The organism is Paenibacillus sp. MT124 (genome assembly GCF_058792755.1).
On the sequence record NZ_CM179500.1, the window covers coordinates 3097313 to 3121896 of the forward strand.

The 24584-nt window shown below is 43.4% G+C and carries 21 protein-coding genes; 16 read left to right on the top strand and 5 right to left on the bottom strand.

All coding sequences use genetic code 11. The features are described 5' to 3' along the window. Positions 1-137: 137 nt before the first annotated feature. Both AC3RCI_RS14205 and AC3RCI_RS14210 read right to left on the bottom strand, forming a co-directional pair. Complete coding sequence (locus AC3RCI_RS14205; protein ID WP_492473696.1) at positions 138-725, bottom strand: hypothetical protein; 588 nt, start codon at positions 723-725, stop codon at positions 138-140. Positions 726-1092: 367 nt separating this feature from the next. After that, positions 1093-1887, bottom strand: a complete 795-nt coding sequence (locus AC3RCI_RS14210; protein ID WP_492529606.1) for an alpha/beta fold hydrolase — start codon at positions 1885-1887, stop codon at positions 1093-1095. 275 nt (positions 1888-2162) lie between these two features. Between AC3RCI_RS14210 and AC3RCI_RS14215 the strand changes: the two genes are divergently transcribed. From AC3RCI_RS14215 to nspC, 6 genes are all read left to right on the top strand, one after another. Beyond that, complete coding sequence (locus tag AC3RCI_RS14215) at positions 2163-2741, top strand: TetR/AcrR family transcriptional regulator (protein WP_492473698.1); 579 nt, start codon at positions 2163-2165, stop codon at positions 2739-2741. A 150-nt stretch (positions 2742-2891) separates the two neighbouring features. Next, a complete protein-coding gene (locus AC3RCI_RS14220; protein ID WP_492529909.1) occupies positions 2892-3245 on the top strand; it encodes an NAD(P)H-dependent oxidoreductase in 354 nt (117 codons plus the stop codon). Between the two features lie 27 nt (positions 3246-3272). Continuing rightward, positions 3273-3986: an SDR family oxidoreductase gene (locus AC3RCI_RS14225; protein ID WP_492529608.1), complete on the top strand. Its 714-nt coding sequence runs from the start codon at positions 3273-3275 to the stop codon at positions 3984-3986. Positions 3987-4104: 118 nt separating this feature from the next. Further along, positions 4105-4455 carry a DUF3221 domain-containing protein gene (locus AC3RCI_RS14230; RefSeq protein ID WP_492529610.1) on the top strand — a complete coding sequence of 117 codons (351 nt, stop codon included), beginning with the start codon at positions 4105-4107 and terminating at the stop codon, positions 4453-4455. 939 nt (positions 4456-5394) lie between these two features. Further along, entirely contained in the window at positions 5395-6633 is a 1239-nt protein-coding gene (locus AC3RCI_RS14235; RefSeq protein ID WP_127535759.1) for a saccharopine dehydrogenase family protein, read from the top strand. 1 nt (position 6634) lies between these two features. Next, a complete protein-coding gene (gene nspC, locus AC3RCI_RS14240) occupies positions 6635-7762 on the top strand; it encodes a carboxynorspermidine decarboxylase (protein ID WP_095287195.1) in 1128 nt (375 codons plus the stop codon). Between the two features lie 97 nt (positions 7763-7859). Here nspC and AC3RCI_RS14245 read toward each other — a convergent pair whose 3' ends face one another. Continuing rightward, on the bottom strand, positions 7860-8738 hold the full coding sequence (locus tag AC3RCI_RS14245) for an aminoglycoside phosphotransferase family protein (protein ID WP_492529611.1): 879 nt from the start codon (positions 8736-8738) through the stop codon (positions 7860-7862). Next, a complete protein-coding gene (locus AC3RCI_RS14250) occupies positions 8735-9619 on the bottom strand; it encodes a helix-turn-helix domain-containing protein (protein WP_492529613.1) in 885 nt (294 codons plus the stop codon). Before AC3RCI_RS14250 ends, AC3RCI_RS14245 begins: the two co-directional genes overlap by 4 nt. 163 nt (positions 9620-9782) lie before the next feature. On the opposite strand from AC3RCI_RS14250, the gene AC3RCI_RS14255 reads away from it, so the two are divergent. From AC3RCI_RS14255 to asnA, 4 genes are all read left to right on the top strand, one after another. Next, positions 9783-10688, top strand: coding sequence for a DMT family transporter (locus AC3RCI_RS14255; RefSeq protein WP_492529911.1), 906 nt, complete (start codon positions 9783-9785; stop codon positions 10686-10688). A gap of 43 nt (positions 10689-10731) precedes the next feature. Beyond that, a complete protein-coding gene (csaA, locus tag AC3RCI_RS14260) occupies positions 10732-11064 on the top strand; it encodes a chaperone CsaA (RefSeq protein WP_492529615.1) in 333 nt (110 codons plus the stop codon). A 220-nt stretch (positions 11065-11284) separates the two neighbouring features. After that, complete coding sequence (locus AC3RCI_RS14265) at positions 11285-11920, top strand: LysE family transporter (RefSeq protein WP_154893170.1); 636 nt, start codon at positions 11285-11287, stop codon at positions 11918-11920. Positions 11921-12054: 134 nt separating this feature from the next. Beyond that, a complete protein-coding gene (gene asnA / locus AC3RCI_RS14270; protein WP_492529617.1) occupies positions 12055-13068 on the top strand; it encodes an aspartate--ammonia ligase in 1014 nt (337 codons plus the stop codon). Positions 13069-13128: 60 nt separating this feature from the next. Here asnA and AC3RCI_RS14275 read toward each other — a convergent pair whose 3' ends face one another. Then, entirely contained in the window at positions 13129-14499 is a 1371-nt protein-coding gene (locus AC3RCI_RS14275; RefSeq protein WP_492529619.1) for an amino acid permease, read from the bottom strand. A 272-nt stretch (positions 14500-14771) separates the two neighbouring features. Between AC3RCI_RS14275 and AC3RCI_RS14280 the strand changes: the two genes are divergently transcribed. The 6 genes from AC3RCI_RS14280 (at position 14772) to AC3RCI_RS14305 (ending at position 24523) form a co-directional block, all read left to right on the top strand. Beyond that, positions 14772-17033 carry an ATP-binding cassette domain-containing protein gene (locus AC3RCI_RS14280; RefSeq protein ID WP_492529621.1) on the top strand — a complete coding sequence of 754 codons (2262 nt, stop codon included), beginning with the start codon at positions 14772-14774 and terminating at the stop codon, positions 17031-17033. 91 nt (positions 17034-17124) lie between these two features. Beyond that, on the top strand, positions 17125-17595 hold the full coding sequence (locus tag AC3RCI_RS14285) for a GNAT family N-acetyltransferase (protein WP_492529623.1): 471 nt from the start codon (positions 17125-17127) through the stop codon (positions 17593-17595). Positions 17596-18239: 644 nt separating this feature from the next. Next, the gene (locus AC3RCI_RS14290) at positions 18240-19397 is read left to right on the top strand and encodes a glycoside hydrolase family protein (RefSeq protein ID WP_492529625.1); all 1158 of its coding nucleotides are present in this window, start codon (positions 18240-18242) and stop codon (positions 19395-19397) included. A 268-nt stretch (positions 19398-19665) separates the two neighbouring features. Then, positions 19666-21267, top strand: coding sequence for a response regulator transcription factor (locus tag AC3RCI_RS14295; protein ID WP_492529627.1), 1602 nt, complete (start codon positions 19666-19668; stop codon positions 21265-21267). 23 nt (positions 21268-21290) lie between these two features. After that, positions 21291-23030, top strand: a complete 1740-nt coding sequence (locus AC3RCI_RS14300; RefSeq protein WP_336780074.1) for a cache domain-containing sensor histidine kinase — start codon at positions 21291-21293, stop codon at positions 23028-23030. Positions 23031-23209: 179 nt separating this feature from the next. Next, positions 23210-24523 (top strand): ABC transporter substrate-binding protein, encoded by a 1314-nt coding sequence (locus tag AC3RCI_RS14305; protein WP_492529629.1) that lies wholly within the window; start codon positions 23210-23212, stop codon positions 24521-24523. Positions 24524-24584: the final 61 nt, after the last annotated feature.

Below are 24584 nucleotides of genomic sequence, written 5' to 3' on the forward strand. Positions count from 1 at the left end.
ATTTTATAGGCAGACCTAGATATGCGTATTACGGAAAAAGGCGTAATGCTTACCTTTCCTCAGACCATGTCTGATACATTCCAGTTAAGATACGGGGGAGTGGAACCGATTTTTGTCTACTCAATCCAAATACTAATCTAATCAATGTTTTCGATAAGCCAATTACTTTCTTTGTTTTTTGTGAAGTAATACGTTATGGCTGTATTCTCCACACTTCCATCCTCATGTTTTTTGGCATATTGAACTCCAATCCGAATTTGTTCACGGCCATTAATGCTTATCTTTTCTAGAAGGTCCAGATCATTAAACATAAACTGAGCGTTTTCTTCATCGAAGAAGAGTGATTCTTTCTGTGAACCTTCATAGAGATGGACTTTGAATTTCTTCTTATCATTTTCAACAATACCTTCAAGATTGCCTTTGAACTTTGAAATGATGTCATCATTAAAAAAGTCTTTTTTATACCGTTCAAAATCAATGAACACGCCTTTTTTGAAATCCTCCGCTCCAATCTCCTTGAATTCCAACCCTTCGGGATCAATTAGTCTCTGCGATTCCGTTTTGACATTAGTTGAAGTAGGTGTTTGATTCACTGGTGTTTTGCTGTTTGAATGATTTGTTTGGTTAATTTCATTCATCGAATCTCCACCGGATGCTGTACAAGCAGATTGAAGCAAGAACACAGTCATTACAACAGAGAAAATACCATAATAACGTCTATACATTAGAGTTATCCTCCAATTTCTAATTTTTTCGAACCATCAACTATTCCAATAAATGAACAAAATTCATGGCAAAAAGGTTTGAAACCACGAAGTAAAGGTTTAAATTTAGCCCTAATTACAATATTTAAACATATGAAAAATTCACAATAATAAACACTTTCTACGTACTTTGCTTCTACATACCTAAGTGTTCATATCTGCTCACCCTCGTTGTTTAAAAAAATTCACGATGCTTAAGAAAAACACAAGCACTTTTTCTGAGAAGTTGAGTGATTCGCAGATTGATTCCTCTGGAATAGAAAAAGAAAGAACCCCTTGGTTGTACTCTACCAAAGGGTTCTTAATGAGGCTCGTTCGATGTCGTCGATTACATGCTGCGCTGCGGTTCTACTGAATTTGGCGGATCATACTCCATTTTCATTCCATCAAGGAAGGTTAACAATTCTTCGTTGAACTTCTCAGGTTCATCGAATAGCATGGCATGACCACTATCTTCAAATCTTACGATGCGGGAACCCGCAATGCTCTGTGAGGTTAGTTCTCCCAACTCAGGCTCCACAATTTTGTCTTTTTGTCCGTGGAACACAACCGTTGGGATTTCTATAGCAGCCAGATCTTCACGAAGATCCTCATCTCGTAATGAAGCAGCAGCTTTAATCGTACCATGGTGTGATGCCTGATAGCAGAGCGATTCCAGCCACACCAGCATACCCGGATTTGATTTTGTTTTGGTAAATTTCAAACCGAATTTGTTGAGCATGGCAGGTCTGTTCTCATAGGTAGCATGTATTAACTGCGCTGTTACTTCGTCAGGCTCCATCCCATACTCCATACCAGACTGGCGGGTAAAAACGGGAGTAGCTGCTCCTGCCAGAAGAAGTCTCTTAATACCGTGGCCGTTATGACGTGACATATACCGAGATGCTATGGCTCCACCCATAGAGAATCCAACTAAAGCTGCATTCTCCAGCTGAAGTTCATCAATAACTGCACGCAGATCATCCGCCATACGGTCATATGAATAACTTTCCCAAGGCGCATCAGATTTACCGAAGCCGCGAATATCCATTCCGATGCAGCGGTAACCCTGAGAGGCCAGCAAAGTATACTGGTATTCAAACATAAGATGGTTGGCTGGCCAGCCGTGCACTATTAAACGCATGTCTGTTTGGGCAAACCATAAAGTAACATCTTCATGAATACTAATGAGCAGTAAATAAATGAAATTGGGATCAGGGCGATTAATCTATAAATGGCTTGAAAAGACAAGGGAATAAGCGAAAACGAAATATGAGAACGATCGGTAAAAATAATTATTTACTGATCGTTCTCATTCTGTTAGGATGATTTTACAGGAAAAACAAACCAATGAGCATCTGTAGAATATTCTTTTAAACGTTATAAACACATTACAATCGGTGAAAGGGGGAACCTGAGATGGCAAGAAGCAAAGAATTTGAGGAAAACGAAGTTTTAGATAAAGCCATGAAGCTGTTCTGGGAGCAGGGGTATGAGAAAACGTCGATGAGTGATCTCGTTGAGCATATGGGTATTCATCGCAGAAGCATTTATGATACGTTCACCGATAAACGTACCTTGTTCTTCAAAGCAATAGAACGGTTCGGTAATCGTACCGATGCCAAATTGGCCGCAGGCGTCAAGCAAGCCAAAACAGCCAAGGAAGCTCTTCATTTTATCTTTGATTATATGAGCAGCACTGAAGAGGGCGAGCCACCTGGATGCATGTTTGTCAATTCTGCAGTAGAAATGGCGTGCCGGGATGAAGATGTAGATGCCAAAGCAGTAGGGGCCTTTGAAAAAGTGGAGCAGCTTCTTGTGGAGCTCGTCACCTGGGGGCAAGAAAATGGGGAGTTCTCAAGCCAGTATGGCGCGCAAGAATTAGCGGAGTCCTTGCATAATGCTTTAATCGGGATCAGGGTAATGGCCAGAACATCAGTGCCTAAGGAAAAGCTGGAGCGTATTTCCACAATGAGCATGCTTTTGTTAGAAAAATAAGATGAAGTGATGTCGTCTTGACGGGATATTAGAATGGTCATACTCAATAAAAGCAATGACGGATGGATAAGTGCAGGAGCCAGCTCCTGCCTTAACCAAATACAGAGCATTCTTGTGCACCATTTTTAGAACGATCATTCTCATATAAGAATTAAGGAGTGTTTAAACAAGCAGTGGTTCGACGAGGTGCTCGCATACGGCTGGGCATTCGGCCCAGGTGGGGAGCATCTGAAAAGGAAAGAGATCGGTATCGCAATTTCAACAGCAGGCACTGCGGCTTCATATCAGCCCGGTGGATACAATCTGTTTACAATTCGGGATATTGCAAAACCAATGGAGGCGCTCGTCAACTATGTCGGGGCCCATTATCTGCCGCCATTTGCTATCCATAACGCCAATCATATCACGGATGAACAGATCGCCATTAGCCAAGAAGCTTACGTGGATCATCGAAGAAGTGTAAGACATGTGCAAACAACGGGTTTGGTCACCATTAATAAATAATCATAAAATTTAGGGGAGGAACAAAAAATGACAAACAAAAAAATTGCATTGGTAACTGGAGCGAACAAAGGAATCGGGTATGAGGTTGCAAGACAGCTCGGGGAATTAGGCATTACGGTTTTGGTCGCCGCACGCAACCAAGCAACAGCTGATGAAACAGCAAACCAACTAAGCAAGAAAGGCATCGAAGCCGTGGGTGTAGAGCTGAATGTGACAAACCCGGAGCATATTGCGAAGGTAACCAGATGGATTAGTGACACGTATGGTCGGTTGGATATCCTGGTCAATAATGCAGGGGTATGGGCTGAAAAAGAGAATTACGAAGGCGATGCACTGCGTGATACGTTTGAGGTCAATACATTCGGTCCTTATCATCTGACAGAATCATTAATGCCATTGCTTCTGAAAAGTGAGGCTGGTCGAATTGTTAATCAGAGCAGTGCTCTCGGTTCCATACAATTTCTGCTGACCAATGAGCTTGCGCAGCGGATTTCCACACCTGCATATTCAGCATCCAAGGCAGCATTAAACATGCTGACAGCATATTGGGCTCAGAAAGCGCAAGGGACGAATCTTAAAGTGAATTCCGTACATCCCGGTTTGGTTAAAACACAAATGGGCGGTGAAAAGGCAGAGTTATCCCCAGTGGAAGGTGCCAAAACGGCTGTGCGTCTGGCTACCTTATCTGAAGAAGGTCCAACAGGCAGCTTCTACTATATGGATAGTCAGCTTCCTTGGTAACTCATTAAAGCCGCATATTGCGGCTTTTTTTGTTAATGGATGTTAGATAAAGAAGCAACAAAGGCTTCAATCTAAACGTCTACTAAAGTAGGTAGCTGTGTTGTGAGGAGGAATACAATTGAGAAAATCGCTCATAGGTGTGACGCTACTCGTTCTTCTATGTACCCTTAATGGATGCCAAGTATTCTCGACAAGTGAAGTTGGGGATTATATTCTTCAGAAGGAAGAAGATCGAATTCTTGTAGCGGAAAATATATCTAAAGAAGATGTGGATCAACCTTTTGGCGATCTTAGAGAAAAAAAGGTCACCCTAATCCATTATATTGTTGAAGATTCGGAGCTCCTTGAGCAGCTTGAAGTAGGGGACAAAGTTAAAATTACTCCCAAAGTGAATGAGGAAGGGTTCTATCATGTTAGAAAATCCGATCCACCTCAGATTATCGCAGGCGGGATTGAGAGAGAAGAATAAACCATAAACTTCAATAATTTCTATAGTAAATAAGTACAAAGAAAAGGGAGAACAATATAAATGAGTAAAGGTGTAAAGTTTCAATAACTTTAGTAACTATACTAATGTCTGTTGATAATCTTGATTCCATAAATAACTTATTGTATCCGGGAATGCAGAAAGGACATGCAATTCTTGCGAAAATGGTTCGTGACCTTATAAAAATGTTCTTTCCTCAGTGAAAAAGGAGATCACTCATATGTTACTGTTGCATTGTGCAAACTACAAGTAAGCATCGGAGCAGAAGTGAAACCATAATGAATGTCATGAACCAGCTCGGAAAGCTAAATGGAAAAGCCATATCTGATTAAAGGAATGTCTGGACCAGAATGAGGAAAAAAGTTTTTTTGAGTTATCCCTTGATTTTTTTAAAAGTGTTTGTTATTGTTTAACCTGTGATTTTGGAAAGCAGTTATATCAATTGGAACGAGCACTTTCCAGCAGATAATTTTTGACCACTTCCATGAGGGAGTCAAGGCCATACGGACAGCCGGGTCAAACGCCGATTGGCAACTTATGTTGCCTTATTGATTGAGTTAAAAGCTCAAATTTTATAAGTTGGTTACTTTACAACCAGTGCAATTGCACATCAACTTGTGAAACGGTCAATAAGAGTGGTAAAGGCGAATTATTTGCTATATAGACTCTGATCTGATATTGATATACATGAGGGAGCTTTCCACCAGAGGAGTTCTTTTGAACTTTTTTGGTTATGGAGACTTTACGTTTTTTCACGATGTATATCGACAAGCAAGTGTGATGATGCGCGGGTTGCGGCATTTATTCACCTTGCTTTTTTTGTTGTCAGGAATTGACGGAAGTTGAACAATGAGAAGACCTTGAAACGGACATTTGAATCAAAAACAAAAAAATCTACATATGGGATAGGAGAATGTAAAAATGGGAAAAGCACTAATTATCGGCGCCGGCGGCGTGGCTTCTGTGGCAGTACACAAATGCGTTCAAAATAGCGAAGTTTTTGAGGAAATCTGTATTGCGAGTCGTACCAAATCCAAATGTGATGATCTCAAAGCGAAGCTGGACGGTGGCAAAACAAAAATTACTACAGCACAAGTGGACGCGGATAATGTAGACGAATTGATTGCTCTGATCAACGAAGTTAAACCGGATATCGTTATGAACCTGGCTTTGCCTTATCAAGATCTGACGATCATGGATGCGTGCCTTGCAACCAAAACGCACTACATGGATACAGCTAACTATGAGCCAGAAGATACTGCAAAGTTCGAATACAGCTGGCAATGGGATTACAAAGAGCGTTTCGAAAAAGCAGGAATCACTGCACTGCTGGGCAGCGGTTTTGACCCAGGCGTAACTGGCGTATTCTCTGCCTATGCCCTGAAGCACTACTTTGACGAAATCGAGTACATCGACATCCTGGACTGCAACGGCGGCGATCACGGCTATCCGTTCGCAACCAACTTCAACCCGGAAATCAACATCCGCGAAGTTTCGGCAAACGGAAGATACTGGGAAAATGGTGAATGGATCGAAACTAAACCGATGGAAATCAAACGTGTCTACGACTTCAAGGAAGTTGGCGAAAAAGACATGTACCTGTTGTACCATGAAGAGCTGGAATCTTTGGCGAAAAACATTCCTGGCTTGAAACGGATTCGTTTCTTCATGACATTTGGTCAAAGCTACCTGACTCACCTGAAAGCACTTGAGAATGTGGGCATGACTTCCATCGAACCTATCGAATTCGAAGGCAAACAAATCATCCCGCTGCAGTTCCTGAAGGCGGTACTGCCTGACCCGGCATCCCTTGGACCACGTACTGTGGGCAAAACGAACATCGGCTGCATTTTCAAAGGCAAAAAAGACGGCAAGGACAAAACGTACTACGTTTACAACATCTGTGATCACCAAGAGTGCTACAAAGAGGTTGGTTCCCAAGCTATCTCGTATACAACAGGCGTTCCAGCAATGATCGGCGCAGCTATGGTCATGACAGGCAAATGGAACAAACCAGGCGTATACAACGTGGAAGAGTTCAACCCGGATCCGTTCATGGAAGAGCTGAACAAATGGGGACTTCCATGGGTAGAAGACTTCAACCCGGTTCTTGTTGACGAACTGCCAGAAGAAGTGAAAGAATCGGAGCTCGTTCGTTAAGATGCGGTTTGAGCAATTACCGACACCATGCTTTGTTGTTGATGAGGCGCTTATTGAGAAAAATGTAAAAATCCTTAACGGTGTCATGCAGCGTACAGGTGCCAAAATCGTACTGGCTCAAAAGGCATTTTCCATGACAGCGATGTATCCACTAATCGGACAATATTTGAGCGGGGCAACGGCAAGCGGGTTATATGAAGCCCGTCTGGGCCACGAGGAAATGGGCAAAGAGAATCATGTATTTGCTCCAGCCTACCGCGAAGACGAGATCGATGAGATTATTTCAATCTGCGATCACATTATTTTCAACTCTTTTTCGCAGCTTGCGAAATTTAAGGATAAAGCACTTCAGGCTGGCCGCAAGATTGGCTTGCGTATCAATCCTGAATGCTCAACCCAGGAAGGGCACGAGATTTATGATCCGTGCTCTCCAGGTTCACGTTTCGGTGCCAAACAGGAGGATTTCCGTGCAGAGCTGCTGGAAGGCGTCTCCGGTTTGCATTTCCATACACTATGTCAACAAAATTCCGACGATCTGGAAACGACGCTGAACGCAGTGGAAGAGAAGTTCGGACAATGGCTGCCTCAAATGGAGTGGATTAACTTCGGTGGTGGACACCACATTACACGTGAGGATTATGACATTCCAAGACTGGAAGCATGCATCAAACGCATGCAGGACAAATATGGCCTGGAAGTTTATCTGGAGCCAGGGGAAGCTGTTGCGCTTAACGCGGGTTATCTGGTGACTTCTGTGCTGGATTTCCACAAAAACGGAATGGATATTGCCATTCTGGATACGTCGGCCACTTGTCACATGCCAGACGTACTGGAAATGCCATATCGTCCGCCGCTTGTTGGCTCCGGAGAAGCAGGAGAGAAGCCTCACCTGTACCGTCTTGGCGGTCAAACTTGTTTGTCTGGTGATGTCATTGGAGATTATTCGTTTGATGAGCCTTTGAAAGAAGGCGATCGTCTGGTCTTTGAAGATATGGCGATTTATTCCATGGTCAAAACGAATACATTCAACGGAATGCCATTGCCAGCCATCGCTGTAAAACGCAAAGATGGCGATTGTGAAGTTGTCCGTGAATTCGGGTATCAGGATTTCAAAATGAGACTGGCCTAGTTAGCTATTATGTATATCATTAATAATAAAACCGGATTCCACGAATAGGAATCCGGTTTTTATGTTTTATCTTAGGAGTACTACAAGGACGATATGACTAAAGTGATTTATAATCTCGAATGATCACATCTATAACCCGTTTTCCCCAGTTGGATGACTCCGAACCTGGTTCATTCCAGGCATAAGTGATAAGTGCTTTCCATAATGCCCATCCTCTCGCACGGTTAATCATATCTTGGTCAGCATTCATTCGGCGGAGGAAAATATCACGACTACTACCATCAAAAAAGTTCCATGCCATCACCAGGTCGCTGGAAGGATCACCTACGCCCATCGTTCCGAAATCAATGACACCGCACAATCGGCCGTCTTGTACGAGCAGATTTCCTACAGCAACGTCACCATGCAGCCAGAGCGGTGTGGCTTCATATTTTGTGGCAAGGGCAAGCTCCCATATTTCCAAAAACAGCTTTGGATCGTACGGACTGGGTAAAACGTCAATGACGGATCTGGTGTCCTGGTCATAAACAGCCAGGTTTCCGCCGCGATGAAAATTTTGGATGCCTGCGGGTATACCTTGGCTTGCATCAATCGCTTCCAGTTCAATTAGAAAACCAGCGAGATCCTCAGCAAATGTGTTCAGATCCGTTATATTTTCAGCTGTGACTGTGTTGCCTTCAATCCATTGGTTAACAGACCAGGGAAGAGGATATGCTGCCGTAGGCTCACCTTTTGCAATCGGTGCCGGAACCGGCAAGGAGAGATAAGGCTTGAAAATGGGCAGCCACGTCAATTCTTTTTGAACAGCAGAGGCATATCGCTCATGACTCGGTAAACGAACAGTCATCTCATTTCCTAATCGATAGGTCCGATTATCGTGTCCACTTTTGTCCACGGGTGCTATGGTTAGGTGTTTCCACTCGGGAAATTGACTCTGGATCAGCTGACGTACCAGTTCAGTCGTAATTTCAATCATTTCACTCGCCCCCTGCGGAAGTCGTTAGGTGTTTGTTGATGCTGCTTTTTGAAAGACTGAATAAAGTGATTCACATGATTGAAGCCCACTCTATGGGCTATCTCCGTTATAGTATAGTCGGTCGAGCTTAATAACTCACAGCTTTTTTTAATTCGATACTTAATCAAGTAGGCATAAGGGGTCATATGAATTGTACGCTTAAAACTTCGGGTGCATTCCGAAACACTCAGATGAGCTGCATCCGCGATCTCCTGTAATGTAATCGGATCTGCATAATGACGGTGGATGAAACTGAGCATGAATTGAAGTCTCTCCTGTTGACGCTTCACGTTCACTGATGCTTCCTCTGTCGATAGCGAAAAATTGGAGATTATGGTCAGCCACAGCTGTACCGTCTGAATGGAAACCACGTACTCCCAGCCCCATTGTTTGGTCATCTCAAATTTACTCTTCATATTCCACAGCATTTCTAATACTTGGATTTCCCATGTAACTTCGCCTTTGATTACAAGGGATACGAAGGACGAATTGGTATAGGGGAGGACATAGTTTTTCTCCATGGCACTATCCGAGTAGAAAGCCAGCAATTTCTCCGGAAAATTAAAACTGACGTACTGTCCGTTATGCGTCAAATGGGTCGTAACATGAAGAATGCTTTTATTGATCAGAATGGCCTGACCTGTATGTAATTCATGATCCATCCCGTTAACCTGGATCACCAGTGTACCTATGGTAACCAATGTGATCTGTAGATCTTGATGCCAATGCAGGTCGTTAAACCCTCTTCCTTCAGGGATGCTATCGTGGACCGTATGCGTGTACATGATATAAGGGAAGGAAGTATCGGGATATTGGATGGTCTCATGCAAGGGTTTCTCCATGGAGTTGATTCCTCTCAAATGACGATATTTCGATATAAATGAAAGATTTAATTACACTAATGAACGATAAGCGGTGATATTATTATATCAGATCTTAAGGTTATCAATACAATCCTGTGCACAGACGATTGGATAAAACATCCTGGAGGATTTACATGTGAAAATGAAACAATCGTCGTTACCGCTCCATCCGAATATATTACTTTTGATCAGCATCCTGTCTGTTTCGATCTCATCGATTATGATCAAATCATCAGAAACGGCAACCGCTGTGGCTGGAATGTACAGATTGTACATATCCGTAATCATTATGCTTCCTTTTGTACCCTGGAAAGCCCTTCTGATCTCTAATATGAACAAGAAAGACTGGGTTACCGTAGGGGTAGCAGGGCTATTTCTTGGATTACATTTTTTATTTTGGATGGAATCCTTGGTCCATACTTCGGTGGCGAGTTCCATGGTCATCTTGTCATTGCAGCCTTTATTCGTAATGATGGGCTCCTATTTTATGTTCAGAGAACGATACAGCATGCTAACGATCTTTTGCTTAATTGCAGCCCTCATTGGTTCAATCATCATTGCTTGGGGGGATCTGGGGATTTCGCGAGAGGCGATATTAGGAGACGGACTATCCTTGTTGGGAACCATTTCGGTTTCTGCTTATATGCTTGCAGGGCAGAAGGTCAGCCGTAAAATAGACTCGAATTTATACAGTATCCTTGTTTTTTTGCTGGGCGGGACCGTGATGCTGGTTTATTGCTTGTTCAATCAAATTCCTTTGGTGGGTTACCGTTCTTCGGATTGGACCTATTTCTTGTTGCTCGCCGTAATTCCAACCATTTTTGGTCAGAATATTTTTAACCTGCTATTAAAAACGATCGGCGCTACGACAGTTTCTGTAGGGATTATTGGAGAACCTGTTCTGGCAATTCTTCTGGCTTATCTATTTTTGGGAGAAACGATATCTGCATTTCAATTAACAGGCGGATTGATTACATTGTTCGGCATGGGCATGTACTTTTGGATCCGCTCCTCAAGTCATTTCGCAGCTAAACAAGAATGGATTTAGTGTATGATATTGGAATAAAACAAAAGATGAGGAGATTATATACATGGCAACCATTGATGATTTTATGAAGCTGGATATCCGCATTGGAACAATACTTCATGCTGAGTTTTTTGCAGAGGCAAAAGTGCCGGCGATCAAGCTGGAGATTGATTTTGGAGAAGAGATTGGTATCAAGAAATCGAGTGCACAAATTACGAAAAGATATGAAGCGGAAGTGGTCATAGGGAAACAAGTTATTGCTGTTGTTAATTTCCCTCCGCGCCGGATCGCCGGATTCAAGTCGGAGGTATTGGTTCTAGGAGGGGTACCCGAAAAAGGGGATGTCGTGTTGTTAAAACCGGACATTGAATTACCACCAGGAACACCTATAGCGTAAAAGATTCTCGGGTTAGCGATCGAACTAAAATCGCACGATGTAGAAGCATCAAATAACGACGTTATAAAGAGGCTATTTCCAGACATGTTTATCTGTCTGTGAAATAGTCTTTTTATCATAGATAAAAGCTATATAAATGGTTGTAATATTGTCATGTTAAGCGTAATTGGATCATAAGATGGGGAAATAAACTGGACAAGCGAGTAGGAGTGAGGAAGTCTTGAGTGTTCAACTTCTGATCAGTTATATTTTCCTTGGTTTGACGCTTGCTGCTCCCATTGGGCCTGTCAATTCAGCCCGATTGGACAAAGGCATCAAAAATGGTTTTTGGCATGCATGGATGGTCGGAGCAGGTTCCATGATCGCCGATGCTGCCTTTATGCTGTTGATTTATATGGGCTTGGTTCAATTTCTCAATATCCCCTGGGTACAAATTCTCCTCTGGCTCGTTGGCGGGTTCACGCTAACTTATACTGGCATCGAGAGTATTCTGCAAATCAACAAAGTGAAGCTGCATTCGGCCAAAAATCGCAAGGATTCCCTCTTTCACTGCTTCATGCTGGGATTTTTTATGTCGATCACCAGCCCGATGTCCATCATTTTCTGGTTAGGCATTTATGGATCCATTTTGGCCAAAACGGCAGTATCATTCGGGACAAGTCATCTGCTGATATACAGCAGTATGATCTTCATCGGATTGACGCTCTGGGATTTGCTTGTGGCGGGGTTAACTACAGGAATGCGGCGTTATCTCAATCAAAGAAGCCTCTCCATCATATCCGTTGTATCCGGTTTGTCTCTGGTTGGGTTCGGCGTTTATTTTGCGCTTCAAGGGCTGCGTGCATTGTTCTCGTAAAGGATGGGCGTACACCCAAATGCTTCAATTCTGGAGTGGGACAACGCGACACCGCCATGATAGGCACATAGACTGCTCTCATCAGTTATGCAGAAAACTGCATGATAATCAAACTGAAGGGACGATGTACTTTCATGCTGCGAACGATTGTTGTACCGAACAAGTACCAACCGATGCTGAACCTAAGGGAAACTGCCGAGGCTATACATTTTACAAAAAAGAAGTTTCAGGAACGATTGGAGCAGCATCTAAATCTGATACAGGTACCCTCACCTGTTCTTTTGCAAGAAGGCACAGGAATTAACGATAATTTGAACGGAATAGAGCGGATCGTTTCTTTCGATGCATTGGATATGGAAGAAGGACAGATTGAGGTTGTTCAATCCCTAGCGAAGTGGAAACGGATAGCACTGAAGACATATGGCTTTCAGGTGGGTGAAGGATTATACACCAATATGAATGCCATCAGACGAGATGAGTGGATGGATAATCTGCATTCCATCTATGTGGATCAATGGGACTGGGAGAAGGTCATAGCAGAAGATCAACGCAACCTAACGACCTTGAAGGAAGAAGTAAGCAAAATCTATCGTTTGATTCAAGCAACAGAGCAAGAACTCTATACTCAATACTCATGCCTTGAGCCCATTCTGCCCGATCAGATTTTCTTCATCACAACACAAGAGTTGGAGGACCGATATCCGGATCTCACCCCAAAAGAGCGCGAAAATGAGATTACACGCCAATACGGTGCTGTGTTTATCATGCAGGTAGGTGGGCTGCTGAATTCAGGGATTGTGCATGACGGTCGTTCACCGGATTATGATGATTGGACGTTAAACGGAGATATTTTATTATGGTTTCCGGTGCTGGAGCAGGCTCTGGAAGTCTCATCGATGGGAATACGTGTTGATGCCGCTGCACTTGAAAAGCAATTGAAACTGAGTCAAGCGAACGAACGGGCCGCTCTTGATTTTCATCAATCTGTCTTGAACGGAGTACTTCCTTTCACGATTGGAGGCGGAATTGGTCAATCCAGACTGTGTATGTTTTTGCTGCGAAAAGCGCATGTTGGAGAAGTGCAGGCGTCGGTGTGGAATGACAGAACGTGGCGGGAATGCGAAGAGGGAAATATTCCTCTATTATAGATGCATTGAAGCGTTTGAAACAGGAAGAGGATATCCTTCGCGGGATATCCTCTTTTTTTGCTACGCCTTGACCTTATGTTTTTTCCACCATCTTGTCATGATCCAGGTGACCAGAGCTATCACAAAAATCATGATCAGACTTACATAAAAACCTACCCGGATGTCCGGTTTCATTAGTGTCCCACTTACCGCGCCTAATAACAGGACTAGACCGGAAATGCCAAGTATGACATCCCTGGCGCGGATCTGAAGTATCTTGAAGGCAGCGATAATGATAAAGGACCAGTTATACATCTGCAATATACCGGCTGCGGTAGTGATGTACTCATATATCTTTCCTGGAAGCAGCAGGGCTGTCACTATAGAGGCGCATAAGCCAACCGCAGCAAGCACAAGGGAAGGTAGAGGAAGTTGTTTGAATTTTAATTTTGCTTTGAACAGCTTAGGCGCGTCTCCATCCTTGGACATGGTCACCAGAAGGTTGACTACAGCAAACAAAGAAGCGCTCATGGCCGAAAAACCGGCCAAGATGATGGCGCCATTGAATACATGAGGAAAGAATTCCAAACGATACGACGATAGAGCCGTAACAAACGGGCTTTCCTTTTCATTCATCTTCGTATAGTGCACCATGAACACGGCCATGCCAATCGATAACATATAAAGGATGGAAAGGCCGGTTAACATCACCTTTCCGGCTTTTGGGGCATCCTTTTTATCCTGTAACTGGATGGACATGAGTCCGATGGTCTCTACACCGCCATATGCGTAAAATGCATAGAGAAGTGACGACCAGAAGGATGGAAACTTACCTGGGAACAGTTCAGCAGCTGAACTTGGCATGCCTGGCCGTTCATTGCTTCCCCCATGTATCCAGCCGAAGAGTGCTGCTGCAGCCAGTAGAATAAACATGACAATGGCTGCGGTTTTGACCACAGCGAGAACATTCTCAATCTTATCAAACCATTGTGTTCCAAGTAGGACAACAAAAATGGAGAGTATGGCATAACCCGCCGCAAAAACCCAGAGTGGAACATTAGGAAACCAAAATCGGGAGAGAATGGACAAAGCCGTCAGCTGGCTCCCCATGATTAAAATTTTGGTACTCCAATAGTTCCATCCACAGCCAAACCGGGCCCAACGCCCAAAGGCTTTGCCTGCATAATAACAGAACGAACCTTCCTGAGGATCTGCAGTCGTCATTTTGGCCAGGAAGTGAAACACAATGTAGGTACCCAGAGCGGCGATCAAAAAGGATAACACCATTGAAGGTCCGGTTTGTTTGATCCCTATTCCCGAACCCAGAAAGTATCCGGTACCAATCGTACAGCCGATGCCAAGCAGGGATAGCTGCCACCATTTTAAGTTTCCCTTCTCCTTACCTTCAGATGAAGAGGAAGCATCTTGTGCAGCACAACTTAAATCCGTCAAAGTAGGTACACCTCTCCTTCTCAGATATGGTGAACCATTAGGAGATAAAATATGCCTCAACTTGTTACGTACGCTTTTTCGGGAAAAGAATACAGGTTCGTTGACACAGCTCTAAATGGTGTCTTACAATCTAAACGTCATTACATGGTGTCTAATCCCACAACCGTCTACACCCATAGAAAATCAAGATGGATCCATCTCAATAAAGTTAAACTTGAATGTCCAAGTTATGGCTGTATTCTATGAATAAATAAATTGGAGGGTTCTAACGCATGAGCGAATCTAATCAGGAGTACATCGTACTCACTGGTGCAAGGGAGAACAACCTCAAGAACGTTTCTTTGCGCATCCCCAAGCGTAAAATTACGATCTTCACCGGAGTATCCGGATCCGGCAAGTCATCAATTGTCTTTGATACAATTGCGGCAGAATCCACTCGATTGTTGAACGAAAACTTCAGTATGTTCGTTCGTACGTTTCTGCCTCGTGTTCCCCAGCCAGATACCGATGCCATTGAAAATCTGAGCATGGCGGTGATTGTGGATCAGAAGCGGCTCGGCGGCGGATCTCACTCCACAATGGGAACAATCACCGATATTTCACCTATCCTTCGTCTTCTATTCTCTCGCGTTGGACAGCCTTATGTCGGGCCAGTAAACATGTTCTCGTTTAATGATCCGCAAGGCATGTGTCCTGAGTGCAACGGAATCGGACGCAGACTTGGCGTGGATATGAGCAAGGCTGTGGACATGGAGAAATCTCTAAACGAAGGGGCGCTCATGCTCCCCGATTATGCCGTGGATGGCTGGGATTGGAACATGGTGCTGCAATCAGGAGACTTTGATCCCAATAAGAAGTTAAGTGAATACTCGGAAGCGGAATTGGACCTTCTTTTATATGGTAAGGCAAGAAAAGTAAAGATGGATTTCGCTGGTAAAGCAACGAATATTACCGTAGAAGGTGTTATTGAGAAATTCACAAACAAGTACATCAAGCAGGATGTGAAGACGAAATCGGAACGTACTCAAAAAGCGGTTATGCCGTTTATCTCTGAAGGTCCTTGCTCCAGCTGTAACGGTGCGCGACTTAGTCAGGCAGCACTCAGTTGCAGAATTCATGGACTGAATATTGCGGAGATGTCTGCCATGGAAGTGGGCCAGCTTATTCGCACCATCCGGGAAATGAATGATGCAGTTGCAGCACCGGTCATTAAGTCTTTGTTGGAACGACTGCAGCATCTAGTGGATATTGGACTGGACTACCTGACATTGGATCGTGAGACAGATACGTTATCCGGCGGCGAGTCGCAGCGTGTCAAAATGGTGAAGCACCTAAGCGGCAGCCTTGTCGATGTCACCTATATCTTCGATGAGCCCAGTGTTGGCTTGCACCCTCGTGACGTACACCGATTGAATGAATTGCTTCAAAAGCTGCGCAACAAAGGTAACACCGTGATTGTTGTTGAGCACGATCCGGATGTCATCAAGGTTGCGGACCATATCGTGGACGTCGGACCTTACGCTGGTAAACGTGGTGGTACCATTGTATATGAAGGAAGTTTCAGTGGATTGCTGGAATCTGGCACTCTGACTGGCAGACACATGAAGCGGCCTTTGCAATTAAAACACGACTGCAGGCAGCCATCTGGCAAACTGCTTATTAAAGATGCAACTTTGCATAACTTGCAGAATGTGAGTGTTGATATTCCGACCGGAGTGCTTACTGTCGTCACAGGTGTTGCCGGATCGGGAAAAAGTACGCTTATCAACGAAGTGTTTCTCAGTCAGCATGCAGATGCAATAGTAATCGACCAGTCAGCAGTCGGTGTATCCACACGGTCGAACCCGGCAACGTACACGGGCATTATGGATGACGTGCGCAAAGCGTTTGCCAAGGAAAATAAGGTGAATCAGGGCTTGTTCAGCTTCAATTCCAAGGGAGCGTGTGACAACTGCCAAGGACTTGGTGTCTTATATACAGACCTTTCCTTTCTGGACAGCGTGAAGCTGCCATGCGATGTATGCGAAGGCAGAAGGTTCAAAGACGAAGTGTTGGAATACAAACTTGGTGGCAAGTCGATTGCTGAAGTGCTGGAGATGACCGTTGAGCAAGCGCTCGAGTTTTTTCAATTACAAGAAGTGGTACGCAAGCTTCAGGCGATGAGCGATGTCGGATTGAACTATATTACACTTGGCCAGCCGTTAAGCACACTCTCAGGCGGGGAATGCCAAAGAATCAAACTCGCAAGTGAACTGCACAAAAAAGGTAGTATTTATGTAATGGACGAACCAACGACAGGTCTTCATATGTCGGATATCGGTCATCTTCTGGAGATCATGAACCGTCTCGTGGATGCAGGCAACACGGTTATTGTGATTGAGCATAATCTCGATGTGATCAGCCAGGCCGATTGGATTATCGATATGGGACCGGATGGAGGAAGCAAGGGGGGACAAGTTGTATACGAAGGTATTCCTTCACAGATCATCCATGCAGAACAGTCGATTACTGGGCGATACTTGTCTATGAATTGAAACATTATTGGCTGTCCAGCCATATGAATCAGAACGTCTAATGACTGCTTACTTAAATGGAACAGAAACATACTTACGGAGGTTTGCTTTTATGTTGATCAGAGAGATTGAAGAAAGAGATAATCAACAGGTGGAACATCTGATCAGAACGTGTTTGATCGAATTTGGTGCGAATAAACCAGGGACAGCCTGGACAGATCCACATTTGGGAGACTTCTATCATCTGTACCAGAATGAGGGGTCTAAATATTGGGTAGTTGAGCAAGATGCTGTGGTCGTAGCGGGCTGCGGTATTGGTCCGATTGACGGTTATCCTCAGATTTGTGAGCTGCAAAAGATGTATGCATTCCAAGAAACCAGAGGTACAGGGATCTCAAGTGAATTACTGCAGGTTGTCCTTGATTATGCGAAAGATCATTATGAACAATGTTACCTGGAAACCCTGAGCAATATGACGGCAGCCAACAAGTTCTATGCCAAAAACGGATTTATTGCATTAGACAAGCCCTTGAATGGATCTGAACATTATGCATGTGATACTTGGTATTTGAAAACATTATAAGTGATCTGATTAGCTCGGATATGTGCGTTACCGATAGACCCTGAGAGATGGGGGTTATCGGTTTTTTTATTTTTATCAATTATTGCACAGGTCAACAGTAGCTAACTGCATACATTTACCTTTTTATGTATAATCAGAGTGTGAAATGGATTATCAATGAACTTGTAAATAAAGATCGAATGGAGGAGGGAATATATGCTCGCTATCATCTTAATTTTGGGTTTGCTCTTTATTGTTGTTTACTTGCGTGCGATCTATATGAAGCTTGAAAGAATAGTTGAGGTCTTGGATCAAAAAAATGAATTCTGAGAACAAATTGCCATGGGACTGCAATTATTATCAACAAGAAGGTACTCATCTTAGAAGGGTTACATAATAGAGATCAATGAAGAGTAGCTGCAGCGTGCAGCTGCTCTTTTTCATTTTGAAGCACGATTTTGATCTACTTGAGCTTATATGCATATATATGCTTAGTGGTTTCGGATAAAGATGACTTCGCTCTGCCTTCACGTAAGTTCTTAAATTTATAGCATAGGAAGCTTAAAAAAGTACATACAGACATTTCGTGACGAGTGGTATTCTAAATTCGATATGTGTACCAGATTGGCTAAGACAACTTCTCAAGAAGAAAGAAGGACTGCTATATGCTTACATTAGATGACAAAAGGGTATGGGTAGACCACGTTGTAAACAAAATCACAGCAAAAATGGATTGGGTCAGTGTTAAATCCAAAGACAAAATCCCATATACGACTATTGATGGAGAACATGATGACAGATCAGTCCATAATTCAACCCATTCAGCTGACGACGGAATATGTTGGTGGACGAATGGATTCTGGGGAGGCATGATGTGGCAGTTGTTTAATGCAACAGGAGAACCCAAATACAAACAAATTGCTGAAATCTCTGAAGTGAAATTGGATAGCTGCTTCCAGAAATTCGATGGGCTGCATCATGATGTAGGATTTATGTGGCTGCCGACGAGTGTCGCGAATTATAAACTTACAAGCAATCCGGAATCCCGCAATAGGGCCCTGCATGCAGCCAACCTGCTTGCTGGCCGGTACAATCCGGCAGGAGAATTCATCCGAGCCTGGAATGATATTGAGGGTGAAGACACAAGAGGATGGGCGATCATTGATTGTATGCTTAACATACCACTTTTATATTGGGCCACCAAGGAAACAGGTGATCCGCGTTTTCAGCACATTGCGATGAAACATGCCGATACCACCATGAATACCTTTGTAAGACCAGACGGTTCAGTTAACCATATTGTTGAATTTGATCCGGCGGTGGGTGGGGTCATCAAAACCTACGGAGGACAGGGATACGCGGAGGGTTCTTCTTGGACTCGGGGACAGAGCTGGGCATTGTATGGTTTTATGATGAGCTATAACTGGACGCAAAAAGAGGAGTATCTGGATACGGCTAAACGAGTAGCCCACTATTTTATCGCGAACATTCCTGAACACGGAATCATTCCTATTGATTTTAGGCAGCCTGCAGAACCTGTACTGGAGGATTCAACAGCAGCGGCCATCGCTGCCTGTGGCTTGATTGAGATCGCCAAGGTTGTTGGAACTCACGACAAACAGTTATATCTGAATGCAGCGTTGAAGCTGCTCCAAACACTAGAACAGCTAAGAACCGATTGGACTCCCAGCTGCGATTGTATTCTACAAAACGGTTCAGCAGCGTATCACGCCAAAAGCCACCATCAGTCTATTATCTACGGAGATTATTTTTTTATTGAAGCAATATTCAAACTAAAAGGCACAGATTTATATATTTGGTAGATTGATAACGATAAAGAAGAGAAACAACCCACAACCCAAAAAGTCGTGGGTTGTTTCAGGATTACTGAAACAATATCGTTGTATAATCTACGAATGAAAATTGTGCAGCACAAAATCTAAAAAGAACGTACAATGAGATGCAATAAGATCATATCTTCTACTGTGTGCTTATGTTCTTTTTGGTATAGATCGAAATTTAGGTTAGACCCTATGTTCTCTATGAAGAGTTGAGTTGTTCATATTCGGCGTAGTTAAGGAAGGTGATTGTATGGAATACATAAAGCTATTACTCGCAGATGATGAACCCATCATATTGCGTGGGTTAAAAAAGCTGATATCCTGGGAACAGCTTGGGATCCGGATTGTGGCTGAAGCTAATGATGGGACCGAACTACGAGATCTGATAGCCAGACATAACCCCCAACTTATTATTAGCGATATCAGTATGCCAGGTGGAAGTGGGATAGATGTGATTACGGAGTTGAATGAACAAGGGTACCGCGGCAAGGTTATATTTATTAGTGCTTTTCAAGAGTTTGGATATGCCCGTCAAGCGATTCAGTTAGGGGCACTGGATTATCTGGTAAAGCCAATAAATAAAATTCAGCTGGAGAGGGTAGTTAGCAAAGCCGTATCTATGATCCGAGAAACCTCGGACGGTGAACGGAACAAAAAGATGTTATCTTATTATGAAGAAAAAAATCGAGCCAATACCATTGAGCAGCTTCTTGACGGATTACTGGACGGTGATACGAATACCATAGCTGATTTGATACAGTTGGGTGTGATCGTAGTTAGCCGATTTATTACCGTTTGTGTTTTGGAAATGGACGATTATGCTGCCACCTCCCGGTGGGAAGAACGCGAGCGTCACTTGGTCAACTTTGCAGTGTCCAACATTATTCGAGAGACATTGGACCAGGAACCGTTGAAGGGAACCGGCTTACTAGTTCAAAAGGAAGGATTATTTACGATCCTGGTTCAGCATGAGGAGAAAGACTATCCTCTTCAATTGGCACAAGACCTTCGCCATAAGATTCAGCAATATTTGAAGCTAAGTGTCTCGTGCGGAGTTGGTACGAGCAAGGAAGGTATTGAGAAAGCAGAAGAAACATACCGCGAATCGTTGAAAGCGCTTAATAGTAAATTTTTTGTGGGATCAAATCAAGTTATTCGTTTTGGAGAAGCAGCGACGGAAGCGAATAAAGAAAACAGGCCCATAACCGTTCTTCAATCCCATTTAGTAAATGCATTAACGTGTATGGAACGAGAAAAGATCGAACCGCTGATTAAGGAACTCCTTGAACAAATCAGGATACAAGCGGGAAACAACAAAAACCTCGTGCTTACAGGAGTATATAATGCAGTTTTGACGTTGATTCAGGAATTGGAGAAATTCGGTGGAGAGTTAGAGGGTTACCAACGAGGCTTGCTTGAAAAATGGACTGACTGTGTCTCTTATGCAGATGTTGCTCAAGAAGTCGAAGCGGTGTTAACGGAAATGCAGCAGAAACTTGCGAGTAAGGTGTCAGGAAAAGAACGTGCGTTGCTTACGAAAGTCAAATCGTATATTGAAGAAAACTATGACAGTAACATCACACTGGAATCCATGGCTGCCCTAGTCTATATGAACTCCTACTACTTCAGCAGTTTCTTCAAAAAGCACACCGGTCAAAATTTCAAAAACTACGTCACAGAAGTGCGTATGAGCCACGCGCTAAAGCTGCTTATGGAGACGGAACTCATGGTTTATGAGATTGCCGATCGTGTGGGCTACAACAACGTAAGGCACTTTAGTGATATGTTCAAGAAAAAATATGGAAAGGTACCGCAAGACTATAGGCAGTCTTTCCGTCAGTTCGAAACATAACGAATAAAGAAGGTGTTTCCTTCATGCGTTTCTTGACCAAAAGCATTTTTGTCAAATTTTCAGCTTCTTTTATTTTGGTGGGGCTAATCCCACTTTTTGCGCTAAGTTATTTCTCTGTGCAAATCTTCTCAAGCTACGTGGAACGGTACACCACGAGTAATCAACAACAAATGATTATGTATATGAGTTACAATCTGAATTCAGCTTTTCAACAATATAATGATATTTCCAAGCTCATGTATAACGTTCGCTACGAGGGTTTGGCCGAAAACATAAATCAAAATCAGACGTTCAATGTCAATGAGCTGGAGCAGATCAATTCAATTCCCATCGACTCGTTTCTGAAGACATTATTGTTTAGCGACAATTATATATCAGCTGCTTATTTTATGAGATCGTCAGACGGCAAAATCTACTCTCAAGAAAGAGAGAATAGAGGCCTGACAGAGGATGCACTTCCGGTTCATGAATGGAAAGAAACGATGAGAAGCCAGCCTTCCAAGGCTGCGCTTTTTCCGACGCATAAGGATGATTACTTTATTGGTTCCAAACGCGAAGTATTTACACTTGCACGCAATCTGATTGATACCTCCGGACGTCTTACACGTGAACCTAAAGTGGTTGGAACGCTCTTCCTGGACGTCGATACCACCATGTTCCAGCAATTCCTGAATGAGCTCTCTCTCGGTACTCAGGATGAATTAGTTCTGCTCAATGATCAGGATGAGATGTACTTCAGCAACCAAAAGGATAGAACACTGGATGAATTCATCTCCAAAAGCAAGGATGCTGAAATGTTAGTACTCCGGGAAGACATCCCTTTTATTGAAGGTCAATTAGTTGCAATTATTCACCGAGCAGGGTTGTTTGAACAGCTTTTCTCCGCCAGGGCTACCGTATATCTGGCCATCCTCATTTGCACCGTTGTATTAATTGTCATGGGAGCTTGGTTTTCACGGCGGCTCGCAGCACCTATTCGCAAGCTAATCCAGCAGATGGCCGTAGTGGAGTCCGGGAAGCTGAGTGCCAGACTCCCTGTAACCAGCAACGATGAAATAGGCAGACTGACCCATGGATTCAATCGAATGGTTGAGCGGTTGCAAGTCCACATTGATGAAGCTTATATCGCTCAGATCAAACAAAAGCAAACTGAACTTAATGCACTAAAAAGTCAAATCAGACCGCACTATCTGTATAATACGCTTGAAGTGATTCGTATGAATGCAGTAGACAAAGATGCGGAAGAAGTCGCTGACATGATTCACTCTTTGTCCAATCAACTGAAATATGTCATTGACTACGGAGAAGATCGTGTAAGTCTATGGAGAGAAGTTGAACATCTGCATGATTATTTCTACATCATCTCCATTCGTTATGAAAACAGATATGTACTGCATTGTGACATTGCTCCTGACGTGCAGATGGAATGGCCGGTCTTGAAATTATGTTTACAGCCTATCGTCGAAAATGCCATTCAGCATGGACTTCGTCAAAGGAAAAAGGGGACGGTAGGGATAACGATAGAGAAGCAAGAGCGTAATCTGGTCATTGTTATTTATGATAATGGTATAGGCATAAGCGAAGAGAAGCTGAAAAGCATTAATGAAGGTCTGTATACGGCCAATCCGCATAACAAATCAGTGGGACTGAAAAATGTACATGAAAGAATTCGATCGATGTATGGAGAAAATTATGGTCTCTCTGTGAGTAGTCAGGAAAATATCGGGACGTCCGTGCAGCTCAGCTTTCCTGTTCCTGAATAGGTCCCTTGAAGAGCGAATGAACTTGTCCGCTCTTTTTTTATTCTTAAATTTACTGCACATGAGGCTTTAAAAAGTTCATACAAACCAAAACCAGGCAGTGCTATTCTAAATACGAAAACGCTTACCTATAAGGAAAAGCTGTTTGAACTTTGTTGATATGGAAGGGAGTTATGTACGTTATGCTGAAATCAAATTTCAAGTTATCGGCTTTGCTGCTTGCACTGACTATGACCTTAGGTGCTTGCAGCACAAGCAGTAGTCCGAATTCCGATGAAAACGGGTCAACAAGCAGCAATGACAAAGTAAGTTTCACCATTGGTTATGCTTCAGGGGATCCTGCTGCCAAAAAAGCGATCGCTGATTCCATCAAAAGATTCACGGAGGCTAATCCGAGTATTGAAATTAAGGATATGAGCGAGAACACAAGCAATTCCTATCTGGACTGGTTAAAAACTAAGGATGCGGTTGGAGAGTTCCCTGACCTTGTTGAGATGAGGGATACAGAGGTCTTTGCCGATGGAGGAAAAATCGTGGAACTTCCTTCTGACCTGATTGAGCTGTTTGATTCCCCACCTGAGGTTGACGGAAAGATTTGGAATGCTCCCATAGCCAATAATGTGCCCCAAGGAATCATATACAGCAAAAAGGCATATGCCGATGCAGGGATTAGTGAGCTTCCCAAAACGTATGATGAATTCATTGCTATCCAGGAAAAACTGAAGGCCTCTGGTATAACCCCGATCGTTGTTGGAGGCAAAGATATTTTTCATATGGGGTTCTGGGTGAACAAGTTTCTCATTGATGAGGTATATGCAAAAGATCCGGATTGGAATTCCAAAAAGACAGAGCAGTCTGTCAGCTTCGCAGATGAAAACGTCGTGCAGGCGATGACGGATTACAAAGTGTTGTTCCAAAATTATGTAGACAAAGGGTGGTTAAGTACGCCTGATAACCAAACAGCTTCTTTTCTAATCACAGGAAAGGCGGCACAACTATACTCGGGTACCTGGATGTTCTCACAGATCGAAGAAGCAGATCCAAGCTTTGAATACGGTTTCTATGCAGTCCCGGACCGGGAGGGTCATGTGAATGTGATCGGACTTCCGTCACCTGCCGGTTGGACACTTTCTGCTGAGGCAGCCAAGGATCCGAAGAAGACGGAAGCAATCAAGAAGTTCATTCGTTTCTTCTTCGAGCCGGAGCAGTATTCTCTGTATCTTGCAAGTGTTAACGGAATCCCCTCTACGCAAGCAGAAGTGACCTATGAAACCGGAGAAGCGATGCAGACGGCCCTTGATCTGATGTCAGATCCGAATGTAACAAAGTCCTTGGCGATTAACAATTGGTGGGGAGAGAACTTAATACCGCCACAATTCCGAAACTGGTTCTATAAAAAGCTGCAGGAAATGGTCCTGAATGATGGTGATGTGAAAACGTATATGGAACAGGTTGATACGGAATACGATAACCAGGTCAAGGCAAATTCGATGTAAACTAATTCGCGGGGGACCGCTACGGAGTGGTTCCTCCTTGAATAAGGAAGGAGTATATGAA

What these genes read in the sequence shown, in the direction of transcription:
- AC3RCI_RS14290 (WP_492529625.1), top strand. Translation starts at nt 18,240, where the DNA reads ATGCTTACATTAGATGACAAAAGGGTATGGGTAGACCACGTTGTAAAC.
- AC3RCI_RS14300 (WP_336780074.1), top strand. Translation starts at nt 21,291, where the DNA reads ATGCGTTTCTTGACCAAAAGCATTTTTGTCAAATTTTCAGCTTCTTTT.
- AC3RCI_RS14295 (WP_492529627.1), top strand. Translation starts at nt 19,666, where the DNA reads ATGGAATACATAAAGCTATTACTCGCAGATGATGAACCCATCATATTG.
- AC3RCI_RS14280 (WP_492529621.1), top strand. Translation starts at nt 14,772, where the DNA reads ATGAGCGAATCTAATCAGGAGTACATCGTACTCACTGGTGCAAGGGAG.
- AC3RCI_RS14255 (WP_492529911.1), top strand. Translation starts at nt 9,783, where the DNA reads ATGAAACAATCGTCGTTACCGCTCCATCCGAATATATTACTTTTGATC.
- AC3RCI_RS14215 (WP_492473698.1), top strand. Translation starts at nt 2,163, where the DNA reads ATGGCAAGAAGCAAAGAATTTGAGGAAAACGAAGTTTTAGATAAAGCC.
- AC3RCI_RS14305 (WP_492529629.1), top strand. Translation starts at nt 23,210, where the DNA reads ATGCTGAAATCAAATTTCAAGTTATCGGCTTTGCTGCTTGCACTGACT.
- AC3RCI_RS14210 (WP_492529606.1), bottom strand. Translation starts at nt 1,887, where the DNA reads ATGCGTTTAATAGTGCACGGCTGGCCAGCCAACCATCTTATGTTTGAA.
- AC3RCI_RS14285 (WP_492529623.1), top strand. Translation starts at nt 17,125, where the DNA reads ATGTTGATCAGAGAGATTGAAGAAAGAGATAATCAACAGGTGGAACAT.
- nspC (WP_095287195.1), top strand. Translation starts at nt 6,635, where the DNA reads ATGCGGTTTGAGCAATTACCGACACCATGCTTTGTTGTTGATGAGGCG.
- AC3RCI_RS14245 (WP_492529611.1), bottom strand. Translation starts at nt 8,738, where the DNA reads ATGATTGAAATTACGACTGAACTGGTACGTCAGCTGATCCAGAGTCAA.
- AC3RCI_RS14250 (WP_492529613.1), bottom strand. Translation starts at nt 9,619, where the DNA reads ATGGAGAAACCCTTGCATGAGACCATCCAATATCCCGATACTTCCTTC.
- AC3RCI_RS14205 (WP_492473696.1), bottom strand. Translation starts at nt 725, where the DNA reads ATGTATAGACGTTATTATGGTATTTTCTCTGTTGTAATGACTGTGTTC.
- csaA (WP_492529615.1), top strand. Translation starts at nt 10,732, where the DNA reads ATGGCAACCATTGATGATTTTATGAAGCTGGATATCCGCATTGGAACA.
- AC3RCI_RS14225 (WP_492529608.1), top strand. Translation starts at nt 3,273, where the DNA reads ATGACAAACAAAAAAATTGCATTGGTAACTGGAGCGAACAAAGGAATC.
- AC3RCI_RS14235 (WP_127535759.1), top strand. Translation starts at nt 5,395, where the DNA reads ATGGGAAAAGCACTAATTATCGGCGCCGGCGGCGTGGCTTCTGTGGCA.
- asnA (WP_492529617.1), top strand. Translation starts at nt 12,055, where the DNA reads ATGCTGCGAACGATTGTTGTACCGAACAAGTACCAACCGATGCTGAAC.